This is a genomic window from Dyella koreensis, assembly GCF_044904565.1.
In the GTDB taxonomy this organism is placed as follows: domain Bacteria; phylum Pseudomonadota; class Gammaproteobacteria; order Xanthomonadales; family Rhodanobacteraceae; genus Dyella_D; species Dyella_D koreensis.
Genome location: NZ_JADIKD010000007.1, coordinates 36,105 through 49,422, shown reverse-complemented (window position 1 = coordinate 49,422; position 13,318 = coordinate 36,105). Strand labels below are relative to the sequence as shown.

The window sequence follows — 13,318 nt, the reverse complement described above, 5'->3', positions numbered from 1 at the left end:
GGATCAGTGGGCGGCGGCATTTCCTGCCTCAACATCGAGCAGGAAGCGGGTGAGGCCGTCGAAGTACGTGCGCTGGTCATCGTACATCGCCATGTGGCTGCCTTTGGGGCAGAGCAGGAAACGGCCCTGCGGCAATTTTTTGGCCATGCCCGCCATATAGGCCGGGTCCATGGTGTCGTACTGCGCGCCGATAACCAGGGTGGGTACGGTGATGCGATGCAGGTCCTTGCTGCGGTCCCAGTGTTCCAGGCGGCCGCTGGCGCCGAGTTCGCTCGGGCCCTGCATCAGGGTATAGACCTGCTCGTTGATATGGCCGAAAGCACGCTGCACCGGATCGGGCCACTGCGCCTGCGGCATGCGCAGCACGTGTTTCTCGTAGTGCATGGGTGTGAGGATCTGCATGTAGCGCGGGTCGCTGGTGTGTCCGCTGGCCTCCAGCTGCTGCACTTCGGCGAGCAGCTTGGGGTCCATCGCCGGCATCAGCACTTTATGCGCGTACTTGTTGTAGGCCGGAATCGAGTCGACCATGTTGGAGATCACCAGGCACTTGAGGTGCTGCTGGTATTTCAGTGCGTACTCCATGGCGAGGATGCCGCCCCAGGAGTGGCCCAGCAGGCAGAAGTTGTCCTTGTCCAGATGCAGCGCCTGCCGCACTTGCTCCACCTCCTCCACAAAGCGCGGGGTGGTCCAGAGTGATTCGTCCTTGGGCTGGTCGCTGTAGGCCGAGCCGAGCTGGTCGTAGTAGTAGTACTCGATACCGTCGGCGGGTAGATAACTGTCGAAGGCTTCGAAGTACTCATGGGTGGCGCCGGGACCGCCATGCAGCAATAGCAGCTTGAGCTTGGGGTTGTTGCCGACGCGCTTGGTCCAGACGCGGAACTTGCCTTTGGGCGTATCGATATCGATCAGCTTTACGCCGCCGCTGAGCACGTCGTCGCGGCCGTGGTTGTCGTAGTAGCTTGGGTTGGGACCACGAGTGGCGTTGTCTGCATTAGTGGACAACGCCAGGCAGAGACCCACGGTGGCGAACAGCACGGCGAACTGGCGTTTCATCGCGATCCCCTTGAATAAGTCCGTGCCGCACTATCCCGCGCAAGCCCCGCGGCGGCAAGCCAGGGTCAGCGCGGTACGCGGTAACCGCCGGGTACGCCGTGCGGACTCAGCGTGATTTGCCATAGCTGGTCGCGACGGCTGCGGAACACCGCGGCAGATACACCGAGATAGAAATGCCACATGCGCTGGAAACGGTTGTCGTAGCTCTCCGAGAGAGCCGGCCAGCCTGCGTCGAAGTTGGCGCGCCAGGCGGTCAGAGTACGGTCGTAATCCGCGCCGAAGTTGTGCCAGTCCTCGACTACGAACAGATCCTGCAGTGCCTCGGCCACCTGCTGCGCCGAAGGGATCATCGAGTTGGGGAAGATGTATTTCTCAATCCACGGATCCGGCCGCGAGGGTGTGCTGTTGCTGCCGATACTGTGCAACACGAACAGGCCATCGTCCTTGAGGCAGCGGCGCGCCACTTCGAAATAGCGGCGATAGTTGAGTGCGCCGACGTGTTCGAACATGCCGATGGAGAAGATCGCATCGAACGGTTCGTCCAGCTCGCGATAGTCCTGCAGGCGGATATCGATGGGCAGGCCTGCACAGAGCTCTCGCGCGAACTCGGCCTGTTCCTGCGAGACGGTGACGCCCACGCCTTCGATGCCATAGCGCTCGGCGGCAAATTTGAGTGCTTCACCCCAGCCGCAGCCGATGTCCAGCACGCGCTGCCCCGGTTGCAGGCGCAACTTACGGCAGATCAGGTCGAGCTTGGCGACTTGCGCGTCATCGAGGTGGCTGGCTTCCGCCCAATAGCCGCAGGAATAGACCAGCCGCTTGCCGAGCATGGCCTGGAACAGATCATTGCCGAGGTCGTAATGCACGCGGCCGATCTCGAAGGCGTGCTCGCCGCGCTGCAGATTGACGAAGCGGGCCTTGAGATGGACCAGCAAGGTATCCAGGGTTTTCAGTTCCTGGTCGATATGCGACGACAGCAGGCGGGTGAACAGGCCGGGCAGGTCGTCAGCGTCCCACCAGCCATCCATGTAGGCCTCGCCGAGGCCGAGCGAGCCGTGGGCGAAAACGCGGGCGTAAAGGCGATCGTCGTGCACGCGCAGATCGGTGGGGGCGTCGCCGTCGATATGGATGCCGGCGAGTTCAAGCAGGCCAGTGGCGCGTTGCTTCAGTGAATCCCGACTCATGCGTACCTCTTATGGTTTGCAACGATTTAGCGTTTACCGAGCACCTCAAAGCTTGCCGGCGCGGATGCATAGACCGCGTCGACGCCGGCAGCGCGCACGGCGTCCACCAGTTGCGCGGCCTGGGCCTCGCTGAGCAGGAATTCCACCTTGACCGGCAAGTCGTCGGCGAGCTCGAAGAACTGCTCTTCATGCAGCACCCCGTGCCTGCCATAGCCGGCGATGGCGCGGAAGACCGAGCCTCCGCTGATGCCGTGCTTCCTGGCATGTTCCAGCAGCCATTCGGAGACCAGCATGCCGTCGTGCCGGGCGCGCAGGTGGCAGTAGAAGCTCAGCAAACGGCCCTGTTGGATGGTGTCCTGGGTCATGGCGTTTCCTTGTTCAACTGCGCAGCAGGACGCGGGTGATCGCGATGCCGGCTACCGTCATGGCGATGGAGCCGGCCAGATGCAAGGTCACATGGCCGGCGAACCACAGGTACTGCTGGCGCAGAAGCAAGGTGGTCGATTCGGCCGAGAAGGTAGAGAACGTGGTGAGGCCGCCAAGAAAGCCGGTAGCGACGAACAGGCGCCATTCCGGTGGCAGGGTCTGGAAATGATCGAACACGCCCAGCACCCCACCCATCAGAAAGCCGCCGAGCAGGTTGGCGGCGAGTGTGCCAAGGGGCACGGTTGGGAACAGGGGGTTGAGCAGCACGCCGAGCAGCCAGCGCAGCCAGCAGCCGAGCGCGCCGCCGATGCCGACGACCAGGAATCCGGTATAGCCCACGAGCAAAGTCTCCTTTCAGGGGTGATCCGGGCCCCGTGGGAAACAGGCACGTGCCTGCGCCCCGGCGAAGCCGGCGGTGCAGGCATCATCAACCCGAAGGTGGTTTGTTCCCGGCGGTACCGGAAACGGGAGGCATGCCATCTCCCTGCCGGGGCATGCTAGCCGAAGCGGGTGCGGGCACGCCAACTGGCACAGAGAACCGGTACGGAAGCGCTCTATACTCGCGGCTCCGCGCTGCGCCGTTGCCCCGCCATGACGTCCTCTTTCCGCCCCGTGCGGCGCAGCTTGCCCTGGCTGCTCGCCGGCCTGTCGATGATCGGTCCGTTCTCGATCGACGCGGTGTTTCCCGCGTTCCCGCTGATCGGCAGCGACTTCCACCTGGGCAGCGCCGAATTGCAGCAGATGATCAGCGTATATCTGCTGACCTATGCGGTGATGAGCCTGTTCCACGGTGCCATTTCGGATGCGATCGGCCGCAAGCCGGTGATCGTTACCGGCATCCTGGTCTATGCGTTGGCGTCGGCGGGTGCGGCTTTGTCCACGTCCTACACCATGCTGCTTGCTTGCCGTGCCCTGCAGGGTGCCTGCGCCGGTGCCGGCCTGGTGGTAGGGCGCGCGATCGTGCGCGACAGTCTGGAGGGCGCGGCGGCCCAGCAGATGATGTCGCGCGTGATGATGATCTTCAGCATCGCGCCGGTGATCGCGCCAATGATGGGTGCGCAGCTGCTGTTTCTGGATGGCTGGCACGGCATCTTCTGGGTGCTGATGGGCTTCACCCTGATGCTTGGCGGTGCGCTGATCCTGTTTCTCGATGAAACCCACCCACCTGCGCAGCGCACGGTGTTCGCGCCGCGCAGTCTGATGGCGGGCTATGTGAGCTTTGGCCGCGATCGGCCGTTCTGGCCGTTGCTGATTTCTGTCTCCGTGAATTTCGCGGGGCTGTTCCTGTACATCTCCTCGGCGCCGCACATCGTCCGCGAGTTGCTGCATTTGTCCGCGCAGGGATTTCCCTGGCTGTTCATGCCGGTGGTGATCGGGTTGGTGGTGGGGGCCTGGCTGTCGGGCCGCCTGGCCAGCCGGCGCAGCGTGGCTTTCACGGTGAACCTGGGTTACGCCTCGCTGCTCTCGGCCTGCGCATTGCATTTGCTGCTGGCGCTGCTCTTGCCGCAGCCGATGTTGCCCTGGTCGATGCTGCCGCTGGTGTTGCACGGCGTGGGCGTGCAGTTGGCGTTCCCGACCTTGACGCTGCTGTTGCTGGATCGCTTTCCGCATCAGCGTGGCGGCGCTTCATCCGTGCAGGCTTTCTGCAGCCTGATGTTGTGCAGTGTCGTGGCCGGCGTGCTGTCGCCGTTGCTGTCGAGCCGCATGCTTTATCTGGCGCTGGGCGCGACGACGCTGACGGTGATCGGCTGGCTGGCATGGCGTTGGTATCAGCGCACCACGCTGCGCCCGCTGACACGTGAACGCGAGGTGCCAGGGGTGGAAGAAGCGTTCGAGACGGAGTTGGCCGAGCCGCGCTAGTCCGGTGAAAGCGCTGGTAAGTTCAAGCGAAGACCGGTCGGCCTTGTTCGTCCAGCAATTGTCGCGCGATGAGCCAGTGCCGAGCGTTCTCAGCGTCCTCATCGAACCATGCGCGGGTGGAGCCGAGGCGGAAGGAATAGCCCCAGGCATCCATGTCAGCCATCAGGCGTTCTCGGCCGATGCCGGGCAGTTCGTCGGCCAGCACGATCTGCAGATAGCAGGTGGCGTCTTCTTCGTCGATGGAGTCGGTGGCGTCGGTGTGCACCTTCGCGCGGCGCTCCGGCGGCAGCACGATCAGGTGGCCGGCTTCGTGCAGCAGGGAGTGCACTGGCGTATCACCGCGCGCGTACACCGTGCTGCCGATGATGCCGGCTTCTTCGTCGCCCCAGAAACTGCCAGGAATCGGTTGGCCATCGGGCACGCGCTGCAGGCTCAGGCCATAACGGGTGAGCAGGGTGCGCGCAGCGTTTTCGTCGATATCGGCCAGCCGCGTGACGTGCGGGATATCGGAATGCGTTACTTGCATCGGTAAAGAAACGGACGGCGGGCCTGGGGCCCGCCGTTGGTGTCAGCTGGTGGCGGGCGCCGCCGAGCCGGGCTTGTTGCCCTCCGGCAGCGCGACCGAGAGCTCCAGCACTTCGTGACCGCTGTCGCGCTCGAGATTGATGCTGATGGCATCGAGGTCGACGTGGACGTATTTCTTGATCACTTCGAGCAACTCGTTGCGCAACAGCGGCAGGTAGTCTGGTGCACCGCGGGTGGAGCGTTCCTGCGCCACGATGATGCGCAGGCGTTCCTTGGCGACCGTGGCGGTGGGTTCCGGCCTGCGCTTCAGGAAATCAAGAATACCCATCGCGATCAACCTCCGAATACGCGCTGGAAGAAGCCCTTTTTCTGCACATCAAGGAAGCGCAGGGCACGTTCTTCACCGAGGATACGGGCTACGGTGTCGCTGTAGGCCTGGCCGGCGAAGGAATTCTCGTCGAGGATCACCGGCACGCCGGAGTTGGACGCGGCTAGCACGTTTTCCGATTCCGGAATCACGCCGACCACATTGATGCCAAGGATGTCTTCCACGTCCTTCACGCTGAGCATCTCGCCCACGGCGACGCGTGCCGGGTTGTAGCGGGTCAGCAGCAAGTGCTGCTTGATCGCGCCATCGCCGCGCTCGGCGCGACGGGTCTTGCTGGCGAGCAAGCCAAGGATGCGGTCGGAGTCGCGCACGGAGGAGACCTCCGGGTTGACCACCACCACGGCGTGGTCGGCGAAATACATCGCCAGATGCGCGCCCTTCTCGATACCGGCGGGCGAGTCGCACACCACGTAGTCGAAGCCCTCTTCGGACAGGCCGTCGAGCACCTTCTCCACGCCTTCCTGGGTCAGCGCGTCCTTGTCGCGGGTCTGGCTGGCGGCCAGCACGTACAGGGTTTCATAGCGCTTGTCCTTGATCAGCGCCTGCTTCAGCGTAGCTTCGCCGTGCACGACGTTGACGAAGTCGTACACCACGCGGCGCTCGCAACCCATGATCAGGTCGAGGTTGCGCAGGCCCACGTCGAAGTCGATCACGGCGACTTTCTTGCCGGCCATGGCCAGGCCAGTGGCGAGGGAAGCGCTGGTGGTGGTTTTGCCCACGCCACCTTTGCCCGAGGTGACAACGATGATCTCAGCAGTCAAGGGCTCATCTCCGCATAGTTCTTGTAGTAGTGGTCGTTCAGAGCTCTGAAAAATCAGAGCTTGGCAATAAGCAATTTCTCACCTTCGAGCCAGCATTGCACAGACTGGCCCTCAAGGTCCTTTGGAATTTGTTCAAACACGCGGTAGTGGCCAGCGATGGCCACCAGCTCCGCGCGAAAGTCGGACACGTAAATACGCGCCTTGGTATCGCCCTGCGCACCGGCCATGGCGCGACCGCGCAGGCCACCGTAGATATGGATGCTGCCGTCGGCGATCACTTCGGCTCCATTGGCCACGGCGCCGGTGATCACCAGGTCGCGGTCGCGTGCGTAGATCTGCTGGCCGGAGCGTACGGTGCCGTCGTGATACTGCGCGCCGAGCAGGTTGCCGGGCGCGCTGTCGGCAAGCACCGGCTCGCGCACGACCGGCTCCGCACGCTTGGCGGGTTCGGCAGCCGGAGTAGGCGCTGCTGCGGGCGGTGCGATGCTGCCGCCGTCCGCGGGTTCATAGGCGGCGCGGAACTTGGCGATCAGCGGCAGACCCATGCGGCGCGACAGCGCCTCGGTCTCGCTGGTGCCGTAGGCCAGGCCCACCGGCAGCATGCCGGCGCTGCGGATCGCTTCCAGCAGGGCGTCGACCGTGCCGTCGTCAGGCAGGTTGAGCAGGTGGCTCAGGTCCAGCACCACGGCGGCGCGGGAAAACAGTTGCGGCGCGGCGCGGACGCGACGCTCGAGTTCTTCGGCCAGCGCGGCGGCGTCGACACGGCGCACGCGCACGCAGGCAATTCCGACCTGGCCGAAGCGCAGGTCGCAGGCATCAGTAGTATCCATTCGGGCATTCACGAGTGCCGTTCTCCGGCGAGACGGCGCTGGGGGGAGTCATCATTGAAGGGGCGTGGACGCTCGGCCAGCCACGGCACGTCGGGCAGGCCGCCGTGGTCGAGGTAGGTTTCGCGCACATAGGCGTAGCTGGGCAGATCCTTGGCCAGCAGGCTCACCTGCGGACCGCTTTCGCCCATGCGTTGCTGGCCGACTTCCTGGAAACCGTAGGTGCCGTGGAACAGCACCACCACGTCGTCGCGCGGCTCCAGGAACACTTCGCAGGTGAGCAACGGCACGCGCACTTCGGCATAGCTGTTCACGTCGCAATAGAAGATGCGGCCCAGGCCATGGCGGCGATAGGCATTCGCGATCACGATGCGGTCGATATAGACGAACTGCGGATAGTGCGTGCTGAACCAGCAGTAGTTGGGGCTTTCGTAATTGCTGCCTTCGCGCATGGCGATCAGGAAACCGGCGAGGTGACCGTCGATCTCGGCGACGCGGAAGTAGTCGGCGTGCTCGTAGAAGTAGCGCAGTTGCGCGGCGTCCAGGGCGAGGATGGTGCGGCCGGCGGCGTTGTTGAGCGCCAGTACGGCATCCAGGTCGTGCTCGCGCACGTCGCGGATGGCAAGGGCCATTCGTTGCTCCGCAGTAGTGTTTCGAAGGAATAAGACCGACTGACGGCCCCGCGTTATGGAACGCATTATGACATGTGCCCGAGGCGCGCACATCACACGGCGCACCATGTAAAAGCTTTGTAAAGCGCCAAGTGGCATGGCTTTCGGCAGGGGTAGGGCAATGACTTCTCACGCATTGCACCACGGTGGCGGGGGCCTATGATGCCGTTCATGCGATGGTCCAATTTCAACCACATCCGGCTGCTGCGGCTCACCGGGTTCTTTGCGTACCTGTGTTCGGGTACGCCCTTGATCACCAACTGGGCGGTGGAGCGCCTGGACCAGTTGCATCGTCCCAATTTTGCGTTGCTGCTCTGGACGCTGTTCTATCTGCTGTTCGGCGTGCTGTATCTGCTGCTGACCAGCAATCTGGGCTCCCGGCGCAACCTTGGAGCGCGTCTGGTGGGGTTGGCCCTGATCACGGCATCGGCACTGGCCGTGGGCTGGTACAGCCATAGCGGCCTGTCGGCGATCCTGATGGTGGTGTCGTCGGTGGTGCTGCCCTGGCTGGTGCCATTCTGGCTGGGGGTGATCTGGATCGTGCTGCAGAACCTGGGGCTGGCGGTGATCTTCTCCACCTTCCCTGAGCTGCACTACAGCCTGCTGCTGGCGCTGTTGCAGGCCAGCATCTATATGGGTTTCTCGGCGGTAGGCTTCGTCGCTTCGATGATCGCGAGCCAGCAGGCCGAGGAGCGCGAGGTGCAGCGGCGGCTCAACTCCGAGTTGCGCGCCACCCGTGCCCTGCTTGCCGAATCCACCCGCATCGCCGAGCGCATGCGTATTGCGCGCGACCTGCATGACCTCATCGGCCACCATCTCACGGCGCTCAGCCTGAATCTGGAGGTCGCCAGCCATCTCAGCAATCCGGCGGCAGCGGACCATGTGCGCAAGGCGCAGGCCACCGCCAAGCATCTGTTGTCGGATGTGCGCGAGGTGGTCAGTGAGCTGCGCCAGGATGACGCGATCGACCTGACGCAGGCCCTGCGCAGCCTGATCGAGGGCGTGCCTGGCCTCAATGTGCAGGTAGCGACACCGCCTCGCTTCAGCGTGGAGGATCCGCGCCGCGCCCAGGTGCTGCTGCGATGCGCGCAGGAGATCATCACCAATACGGCACGCCACGCAGGTGCGCGCAACCTGTGGCTGACCTTCGCCTACGATGAGGTCGGCGTACTTCAGTTGCAGGCGCGCGACGACGGGCGTGGCGCCGACCAGTTCAAGCCGGGCAACGGTCTGTCGGGTATGCGTGAGCGACTGGCCGAGTTCGGCGGTACGGTGAGCGTGGATACGGCATCGGGACAGGGGTTCGCACTCAACGTGAGCCTGCCCTTGGGCGAGGAGACGGCATTGGCGCACGCGCCGTCGCGCTTCGAGCCTCCCGCGCTGAGCGTGTCGTGACTGAAGACCCCTTGCCTACGCTGCGCGCCGCCACCATGCCAGAATGCGCAGGCTTGGATAGCCGCATCGTTTCCCCTGTAGCCCTTGGCCGTCGCGCCGGGGACCACAAACGCTTCGAGGATCCGCGATGATTTCCGTCTGTCTTGTCGACGACCAGAACCTGGTACGCCAGGGTGTTCGCTCCCTGTTGGATCTGGCCGAGGACATTCGTGTAGTGGCTGAGTGCGCGGATGGCGCGCAAGCGGTGCAGGACATTCCCCGGGTCAAGCCGGACGTGGTGCTGTTGGACCTCCGCATGCCCAATATGAGCGGGCTGGAGGTCCTGCAGGCGCTGTCGGCGCGTAATGAGTTGCCGCCCACCATCATCCTCACCACCTTTGATGACGATCAGCTGGTGCTGCAGGGACTCAAGGCGGGTGCCCGAGGCTACCTGCTTAAGGATGTCTCGCTGGAACAGCTGGTGGAGGCCGTACGCACGGTTGCCGCAGGCGGCTCGCTGGTGGCGCCGATGGTCACCCAGCGCCTGCTGGCCGGGGTGGGCCGCATGCAGAACCAGTTCACTAGCCTGGAGCAGCCGGATCCGCTGACCGAGCGCGAGACCGAGATCCTGCGCCTTCTGTCCGGCGGTTACAGCAACAAGGAAATCGCCAATTCCTTGAAGGTGGCCGAGGGCACGGTGAAGAACCACGTGTCCAACATTCTCTCCAAGCTCGGTGTGCGTGACCGTACCCGGGCAGTGCTCAAGGCATTGGAGCTGGGCATCGTCTAAGCCTGTCGTGGCAGGGGCGAAAGCCCTTGCCACAGGGGTTTTTGGACGTCTTCACGGCCCGATAGCGTTCCAGCCCGTGAACCGGTACCATCGGTGGCTTCGGCGCTGGCCGACCCCCTGTCACGACGCGATTCCTTCGGGCGTTTTTCCGTGGCGGACTGGTCTCCGGCGACGCCTTCGTGCCGCCTAGAGAGATGTTCGGAGAACCCTGGAATGATGCGTGTTCTTGAATTCATTGTTGCCCTGGTCATCGTCGCCGTTGTCGGCGTCGTGGTGGGCGTGATCATGCCTGGCAGTGGCCATGTGGAGAGGTCGCTGGTAGTCGGCAAGGACATGCGTCAGGTGTACGACGTACTCGCCAATTTCCGTCGCTTCCCCGATTACACGGTGCAGCGCAAGTACGACCGCAATACCCAGTTCACCTTCTCCGGCAAGGCCTATGGCCCCGGCGCCGAAGTGAGCTGGAGCAGCAATGACGAAAAAGTGGGCAAGGGCAAGCTGACCCTCGCCACCGCCACCCCCGAATTCGACAAAGTCGATTCCACCGCCAAGAGCGCCCAGATCGTCTGGAACGTGGACAACGACTGGCGCGGTCAGGACAAGCATTTCACGCTCGACCTCGACCGCCAGGGCAGCCGCGGCCAGCTGACCAAGATCACTTGGTCGTATGACGTCGCCTACGGCTTCAACCTGATCGACCGTTATTCCAACCTGTACATCCATGGCGATCCGGATGCCTTCATCCAGTTCAGCCTGACCGACCTGCAGAACGTGCTGGCCTCGGTGCAGAACATCGATTACAGCAAGCTGGTTCCGTACATCGAGCAGGCGCCGCAGACGCCGGTGCTGCTGGTGTCGACCTCGATCGAGCGCAAGGGCGGCCTCGAGGCCCTGAACGACGCCACGGCCAAGGCCGAAGGCGAGATCCAGGCTGCCGCCAAGAAGCTCGGCGTGAATGTGGTGGGTCCGCGCATCATCTACACCACCAACTACGGCGACCAGACCTACACCTTTGACGTGGCCCTGCCGATCAGCGCGACCAGCCTGACCATCAACGGCCAGAGCCATGAGCTGGCAGCCGCCAAGGCTCCGGACCTGAACGCGCCGGCCAGCAGCAGCTCGTCTGCCGACGCTGCCAGTGCGGGTGACAGCTCCAGCCCGGGTAGCACCGATCGCTTCGGCCGTCTGATCGTCGACAGTAATGTGCGTGGCGTGCTGGCCTTCGGTGGTTCGGCGCTGAAGGGCATCTGGAACGGTACTGCCGCCGGCGTGCCGCAGACCCGCGACATGCTCAAGGCCTATGCGCAGACCCACGGCTACAAGTTCGATGAAGTCGTGAACCGCCCGTACGACATTCTAGTGAAGCCGGAAGTGAAGCAGGGTGACAACGTCACCAGCTACGCGCAGTTCGCAGTGTACCTGCCGATCACCGATGCACCGGAGAAGACCCCGGAGCAGGAAGCCGGCCTGCAGCCGCCGACCCTGGATGACGGCACTGAGCAGCAGGCTCCGGCCGCCTCCGGTACCGCCGCCGCGCCGGCCTCTGCGGCAAGCGCCGCTCAGTAAGCCAGCCGCTTCGGCAGATAGAAAAGGCCCTTCCATCGCGAAGGGCCTTTTCATTTAGGGCCTCTGTAGGAGCGCACCCTGTGCGCGAAGCGGCCCGCAGGGGCGCGCCCTTAAACAGCCGCCCTGCGAGTGCAGGGCCTTCGCGCACAAGGTGCGCTCCTACAGGGAAGTCTTGGGGTACATTGCTGCGAGGCTGTTGCCGCGAGCCCGCCATTCACGACCGGACATGATCGAAACCGAACAGCTCACCCGCCGCTACGGCACGCTCACTGCAGTGGATGCCCTCAGCTTTCGCGCCGAACCGGGTCAGGTGCTCGGCCTGCTGGGTCCCAACGGTGCCGGCAAATCCACCGCCATGCGCATGATCGCCGGCTTCCTCGCGCCGACGGCGGGGACAGCTCGCGTATGCGGCCATGATGTGCGCAAGGAACCGATCAAGGCCAAGCGCGCACTAGGCTATCTGCCGGAAGGCGCACCCAGTTACGGCGAACTGACGGTGCGTGAGTTCCTCACCTTTATTGCTCGCATGCGTGGCTTGCCGCGCGATCGCGCCTTCCTGCGATTCGAGGAAGTGGTGGGTCGCCTGCAGTTGGAGGAAGTGCTCGACATCTGCATCGATACGCTCTCCAAGGGTCTGCGCCGACGCGTAGGCCTGGCCCAGGCGATCCTGCACGACCCGCCGGTACTGATGCTCGACGAACCGACCGATGGCCTCGATCCCAACCAGAAGCACACCGTGCGCCAGTTGATCGATGCGATGGCGCGCGAGCGCACCATCCTGATCTCCACGCATTTGCTGGAAGAAGTGCACGCGCTGTGCAACCGCGTGGTGATCATCGCCAATGGCCGCCTGCTTGCCGATGCGACGCCGGCCGAGCTGGAAGGGCGTTCGCGCTATCACGGCGCAGTGTCCTTTAGCGCGCCGGGCAGCGGTGTATCGCAGGAGATGCTGGGGCGTCTGCCGCAGGTCGCATCGATCGAGGTCGATCCGCTCGACGGGCGCATCACCGTATTTCCGCGTCCCGGCGAGCGCATTCTCGAGCCGGTGGAAACATTGCTGCGCCAGCAAGGGCTCGAAGTCTCCGAGATCCAGCTCGAGCGTGGGCGCCTCGATGAGGTGTTCCGTCAGATCACGACGGGCGCGGAGGGTAGGGCGTGAATCCGGTGATGGCGGTGACGCGGCGCGAGCTGCGCAGTTACTTCGTGACGCCGGTGGCCTATGTGTTCCTGGTGATCTTCCTGGTGCTCTCCGGCATCCTCACTTTCTACGCCGGCGATTTTTACGGCCGTAATCAGGCCGACCTTCAGCCGTTTTTCGTGATGCATCCCTGGCTGTATCTGCTGTTGGCTCCGGCAGTGTCGATGCGCATTTGGGCGGAAGAGTCCAAGGGCGGCACCCTGGAGCTGCTGCTGAGTCTGCCGCTGACGCTGGCGCAAGCGATGCTGGGTAAATTCTTCGCGGCCTGGCTGTTCATGGGCATGGGCCTGCTGTTGACCTTCCCGATCTGGATCACCGTGAACTATCTCGGCTCGCCGGATAACGGTGTGATCCTTGCCGGCTATCTGGGCAGCTGGCTGATGGCCGGCTCCTTCCTCGCCATTGGCGCCTGTCTTTCGGCCGTGACGCAGAGTCAGGTGGTGGCTTTCATTTTGACCATGGTGGTGTGCTTCCTGCTGATCCTCGCCGGCCAGCCGCAGGTGATGGATTTCCTGCAGGGCTCGATGCCGCGCCGGCTGTTGAACGCCTTGGCGCATCTGAGCATGCTGCGCCACTTCGAGGCGATTGCACGCGGTGTGCTCGATTTGCGCGACCTGCTGTATTTCCTGTTGAGCATCGCCACCTGGCTGACCGCGGGCGTGCTCGTGCTTGATCTTAAGCGGACGCCCTGAGCC

The 13,318-nt window shown here is 63.8% G+C and carries 15 protein-coding genes and 1 riboswitch; of the genes, 6 read left to right on the top strand and 9 right to left on the bottom strand.

All coding sequences use genetic code 11. The features are described from left to right. Window positions 1–3: 3 nt before the first annotated feature. The 4 genes from ISS97_RS03925 to crcB all read right to left on the bottom strand — a co-directional run bounded on the left by ISS97_RS03925 (window position 4) and on the right by crcB (window position 3,002). A complete protein-coding gene (locus ISS97_RS03925; protein ID WP_379986320.1) occupies window positions 4–1,053 on the bottom strand; it encodes a proline iminopeptidase-family hydrolase in 1,050 nt (349 codons plus the stop codon). Between the two features lie 65 nt (window positions 1,054–1,118). Next, window positions 1,119–2,237 carry a cyclopropane fatty acyl phospholipid synthase gene (gene cfa, locus ISS97_RS03920; protein ID WP_379986322.1) on the bottom strand — a complete coding sequence of 373 codons (1,119 nt, stop codon included), beginning with the start codon at window positions 2,235–2,237 and terminating at the stop codon, window positions 1,119–1,121. 26 nt (window positions 2,238–2,263) lie between these two features. Beyond that, window positions 2,264–2,602, bottom strand: a complete 339-nt coding sequence (locus tag ISS97_RS03915; RefSeq protein ID WP_379986323.1) for a DUF190 domain-containing protein — start codon at window positions 2,600–2,602, stop codon at window positions 2,264–2,266. A 13-nt stretch (window positions 2,603–2,615) separates the two neighbouring features. Beyond that, complete coding sequence (gene crcB, locus ISS97_RS03910; RefSeq protein ID WP_379986325.1) at window positions 2,616–3,002, bottom strand: fluoride efflux transporter CrcB; 387 nt, start codon at window positions 3,000–3,002, stop codon at window positions 2,616–2,618. A gap of 72 nt (window positions 3,003–3,074) precedes the next feature. Beyond that, window positions 3,075–3,156, bottom strand: a riboswitch (Fluoride riboswitch). Between the two features lie 98 nt (window positions 3,157–3,254). On the opposite strand from crcB, the gene ISS97_RS03905 reads away from it, so the two are divergent. Beyond that, a complete protein-coding gene (locus ISS97_RS03905; protein ID WP_379986326.1) occupies window positions 3,255–4,523 on the top strand; it encodes a multidrug effflux MFS transporter in 1,269 nt (422 codons plus the stop codon). Between the two features lie 22 nt (window positions 4,524–4,545). Here the strand turns inward: ISS97_RS03905 and ISS97_RS03900 are convergent, their stop codons facing one another. From ISS97_RS03900 to ISS97_RS03880, 5 genes are read right to left on the bottom strand one after another with little or no spacing between them, the layout of a single operon-like run. Further along, window positions 4,546–5,049: a hypothetical protein gene (locus tag ISS97_RS03900; protein WP_379986328.1), complete on the bottom strand. Its 504-nt coding sequence runs from the start codon at window positions 5,047–5,049 to the stop codon at window positions 4,546–4,548. Between the two features lie 42 nt (window positions 5,050–5,091). Further along, window positions 5,092–5,376 (bottom strand): cell division topological specificity factor MinE, encoded by a 285-nt coding sequence (gene minE, locus ISS97_RS03895; protein WP_090454417.1) that lies wholly within the window; start codon window positions 5,374–5,376, stop codon window positions 5,092–5,094. Window positions 5,377–5,381: 5 nt separating this feature from the next. Continuing rightward, on the bottom strand, window positions 5,382–6,197 hold the full coding sequence (gene minD / locus ISS97_RS03890) for a septum site-determining protein MinD (protein ID WP_379986330.1): 816 nt from the start codon (window positions 6,195–6,197) through the stop codon (window positions 5,382–5,384). 53 nt (window positions 6,198–6,250) lie between these two features. Continuing rightward, window positions 6,251–7,027 (bottom strand): septum site-determining protein MinC, encoded by a 777-nt coding sequence (gene minC, locus ISS97_RS03885; RefSeq protein ID WP_379986332.1) that lies wholly within the window; start codon window positions 7,025–7,027, stop codon window positions 6,251–6,253. An 8-nt stretch (window positions 7,028–7,035) separates the two neighbouring features. Then, a complete protein-coding gene (locus tag ISS97_RS03880; protein ID WP_379986334.1) occupies window positions 7,036–7,656 on the bottom strand; it encodes a GNAT family N-acetyltransferase in 621 nt (206 codons plus the stop codon). Between the two features lie 210 nt (window positions 7,657–7,866). On the opposite strand from ISS97_RS03880, the gene ISS97_RS03875 reads away from it, so the two are divergent. The 5 genes from ISS97_RS03875 (at window position 7,867) to ISS97_RS03855 (ending at window position 13,315) form a co-directional block, all read left to right on the top strand. Beyond that, a complete protein-coding gene (locus tag ISS97_RS03875) occupies window positions 7,867–9,090 on the top strand; it encodes a sensor histidine kinase (protein WP_379986335.1) in 1,224 nt (407 codons plus the stop codon). Window positions 9,091–9,217: 127 nt separating this feature from the next. Then, on the top strand, window positions 9,218–9,859 hold the full coding sequence (locus ISS97_RS03870; protein WP_019464490.1) for a response regulator: 642 nt from the start codon (window positions 9,218–9,220) through the stop codon (window positions 9,857–9,859). A 213-nt stretch (window positions 9,860–10,072) separates the two neighbouring features. Next, window positions 10,073–11,425, top strand: a complete 1,353-nt coding sequence (locus tag ISS97_RS03865) for an SRPBCC family protein (protein WP_379986336.1) — start codon at window positions 10,073–10,075, stop codon at window positions 11,423–11,425. A gap of 226 nt (window positions 11,426–11,651) precedes the next feature. Then, window positions 11,652–12,584, top strand: a complete 933-nt coding sequence (locus ISS97_RS03860; protein ID WP_379986338.1) for an ABC transporter ATP-binding protein — start codon at window positions 11,652–11,654, stop codon at window positions 12,582–12,584. Further along, window positions 12,581–13,315: an ABC transporter permease subunit gene (locus ISS97_RS03855; protein ID WP_379986339.1), complete on the top strand. Its 735-nt coding sequence runs from the start codon at window positions 12,581–12,583 to the stop codon at window positions 13,313–13,315. Before ISS97_RS03860 ends, ISS97_RS03855 begins: the two co-directional genes overlap by 4 nt. The last annotated feature ends 3 nt before the right edge of the window (window positions 13,316–13,318 follow it).

What these genes read in the sequence shown, in the direction of transcription:
- ISS97_RS03925 (WP_379986320.1), bottom strand. Translation starts at nt 1,053, where the DNA reads ATGAAACGCCAGTTCGCCGTGCTGTTCGCCACCGTGGGTCTCTGCCTG.
- cfa (WP_379986322.1), bottom strand. Translation starts at nt 2,237, where the DNA reads ATGAGTCGGGATTCACTGAAGCAACGCGCCACTGGCCTGCTTGAACTC.
- ISS97_RS03915 (WP_379986323.1), bottom strand. Translation starts at nt 2,602, where the DNA reads ATGACCCAGGACACCATCCAACAGGGCCGTTTGCTGAGCTTCTACTGC.
- ISS97_RS03905 (WP_379986326.1), top strand. Translation starts at nt 3,255, where the DNA reads ATGACGTCCTCTTTCCGCCCCGTGCGGCGCAGCTTGCCCTGGCTGCTC.
- ISS97_RS03900 (WP_379986328.1), bottom strand. Translation starts at nt 5,049, where the DNA reads ATGCAAGTAACGCATTCCGATATCCCGCACGTCACGCGGCTGGCCGAT.
- minE (WP_090454417.1), bottom strand. Translation starts at nt 5,376, where the DNA reads ATGGGTATTCTTGATTTCCTGAAGCGCAGGCCGGAACCCACCGCCACG.
- minC (WP_379986332.1), bottom strand. Translation starts at nt 7,027, where the DNA reads ATGGATACTACTGATGCCTGCGACCTGCGCTTCGGCCAGGTCGGAATT.
- ISS97_RS03880 (WP_379986334.1), bottom strand. Translation starts at nt 7,656, where the DNA reads ATGGCCCTTGCCATCCGCGACGTGCGCGAGCACGACCTGGATGCCGTA.
- ISS97_RS03875 (WP_379986335.1), top strand. Translation starts at nt 7,867, where the DNA reads ATGCGATGGTCCAATTTCAACCACATCCGGCTGCTGCGGCTCACCGGG.
- ISS97_RS03870 (WP_019464490.1), top strand. Translation starts at nt 9,218, where the DNA reads ATGATTTCCGTCTGTCTTGTCGACGACCAGAACCTGGTACGCCAGGGT.
- ISS97_RS03865 (WP_379986336.1), top strand. Translation starts at nt 10,073, where the DNA reads ATGATGCGTGTTCTTGAATTCATTGTTGCCCTGGTCATCGTCGCCGTT.
- ISS97_RS03860 (WP_379986338.1), top strand. Translation starts at nt 11,652, where the DNA reads ATGATCGAAACCGAACAGCTCACCCGCCGCTACGGCACGCTCACTGCA.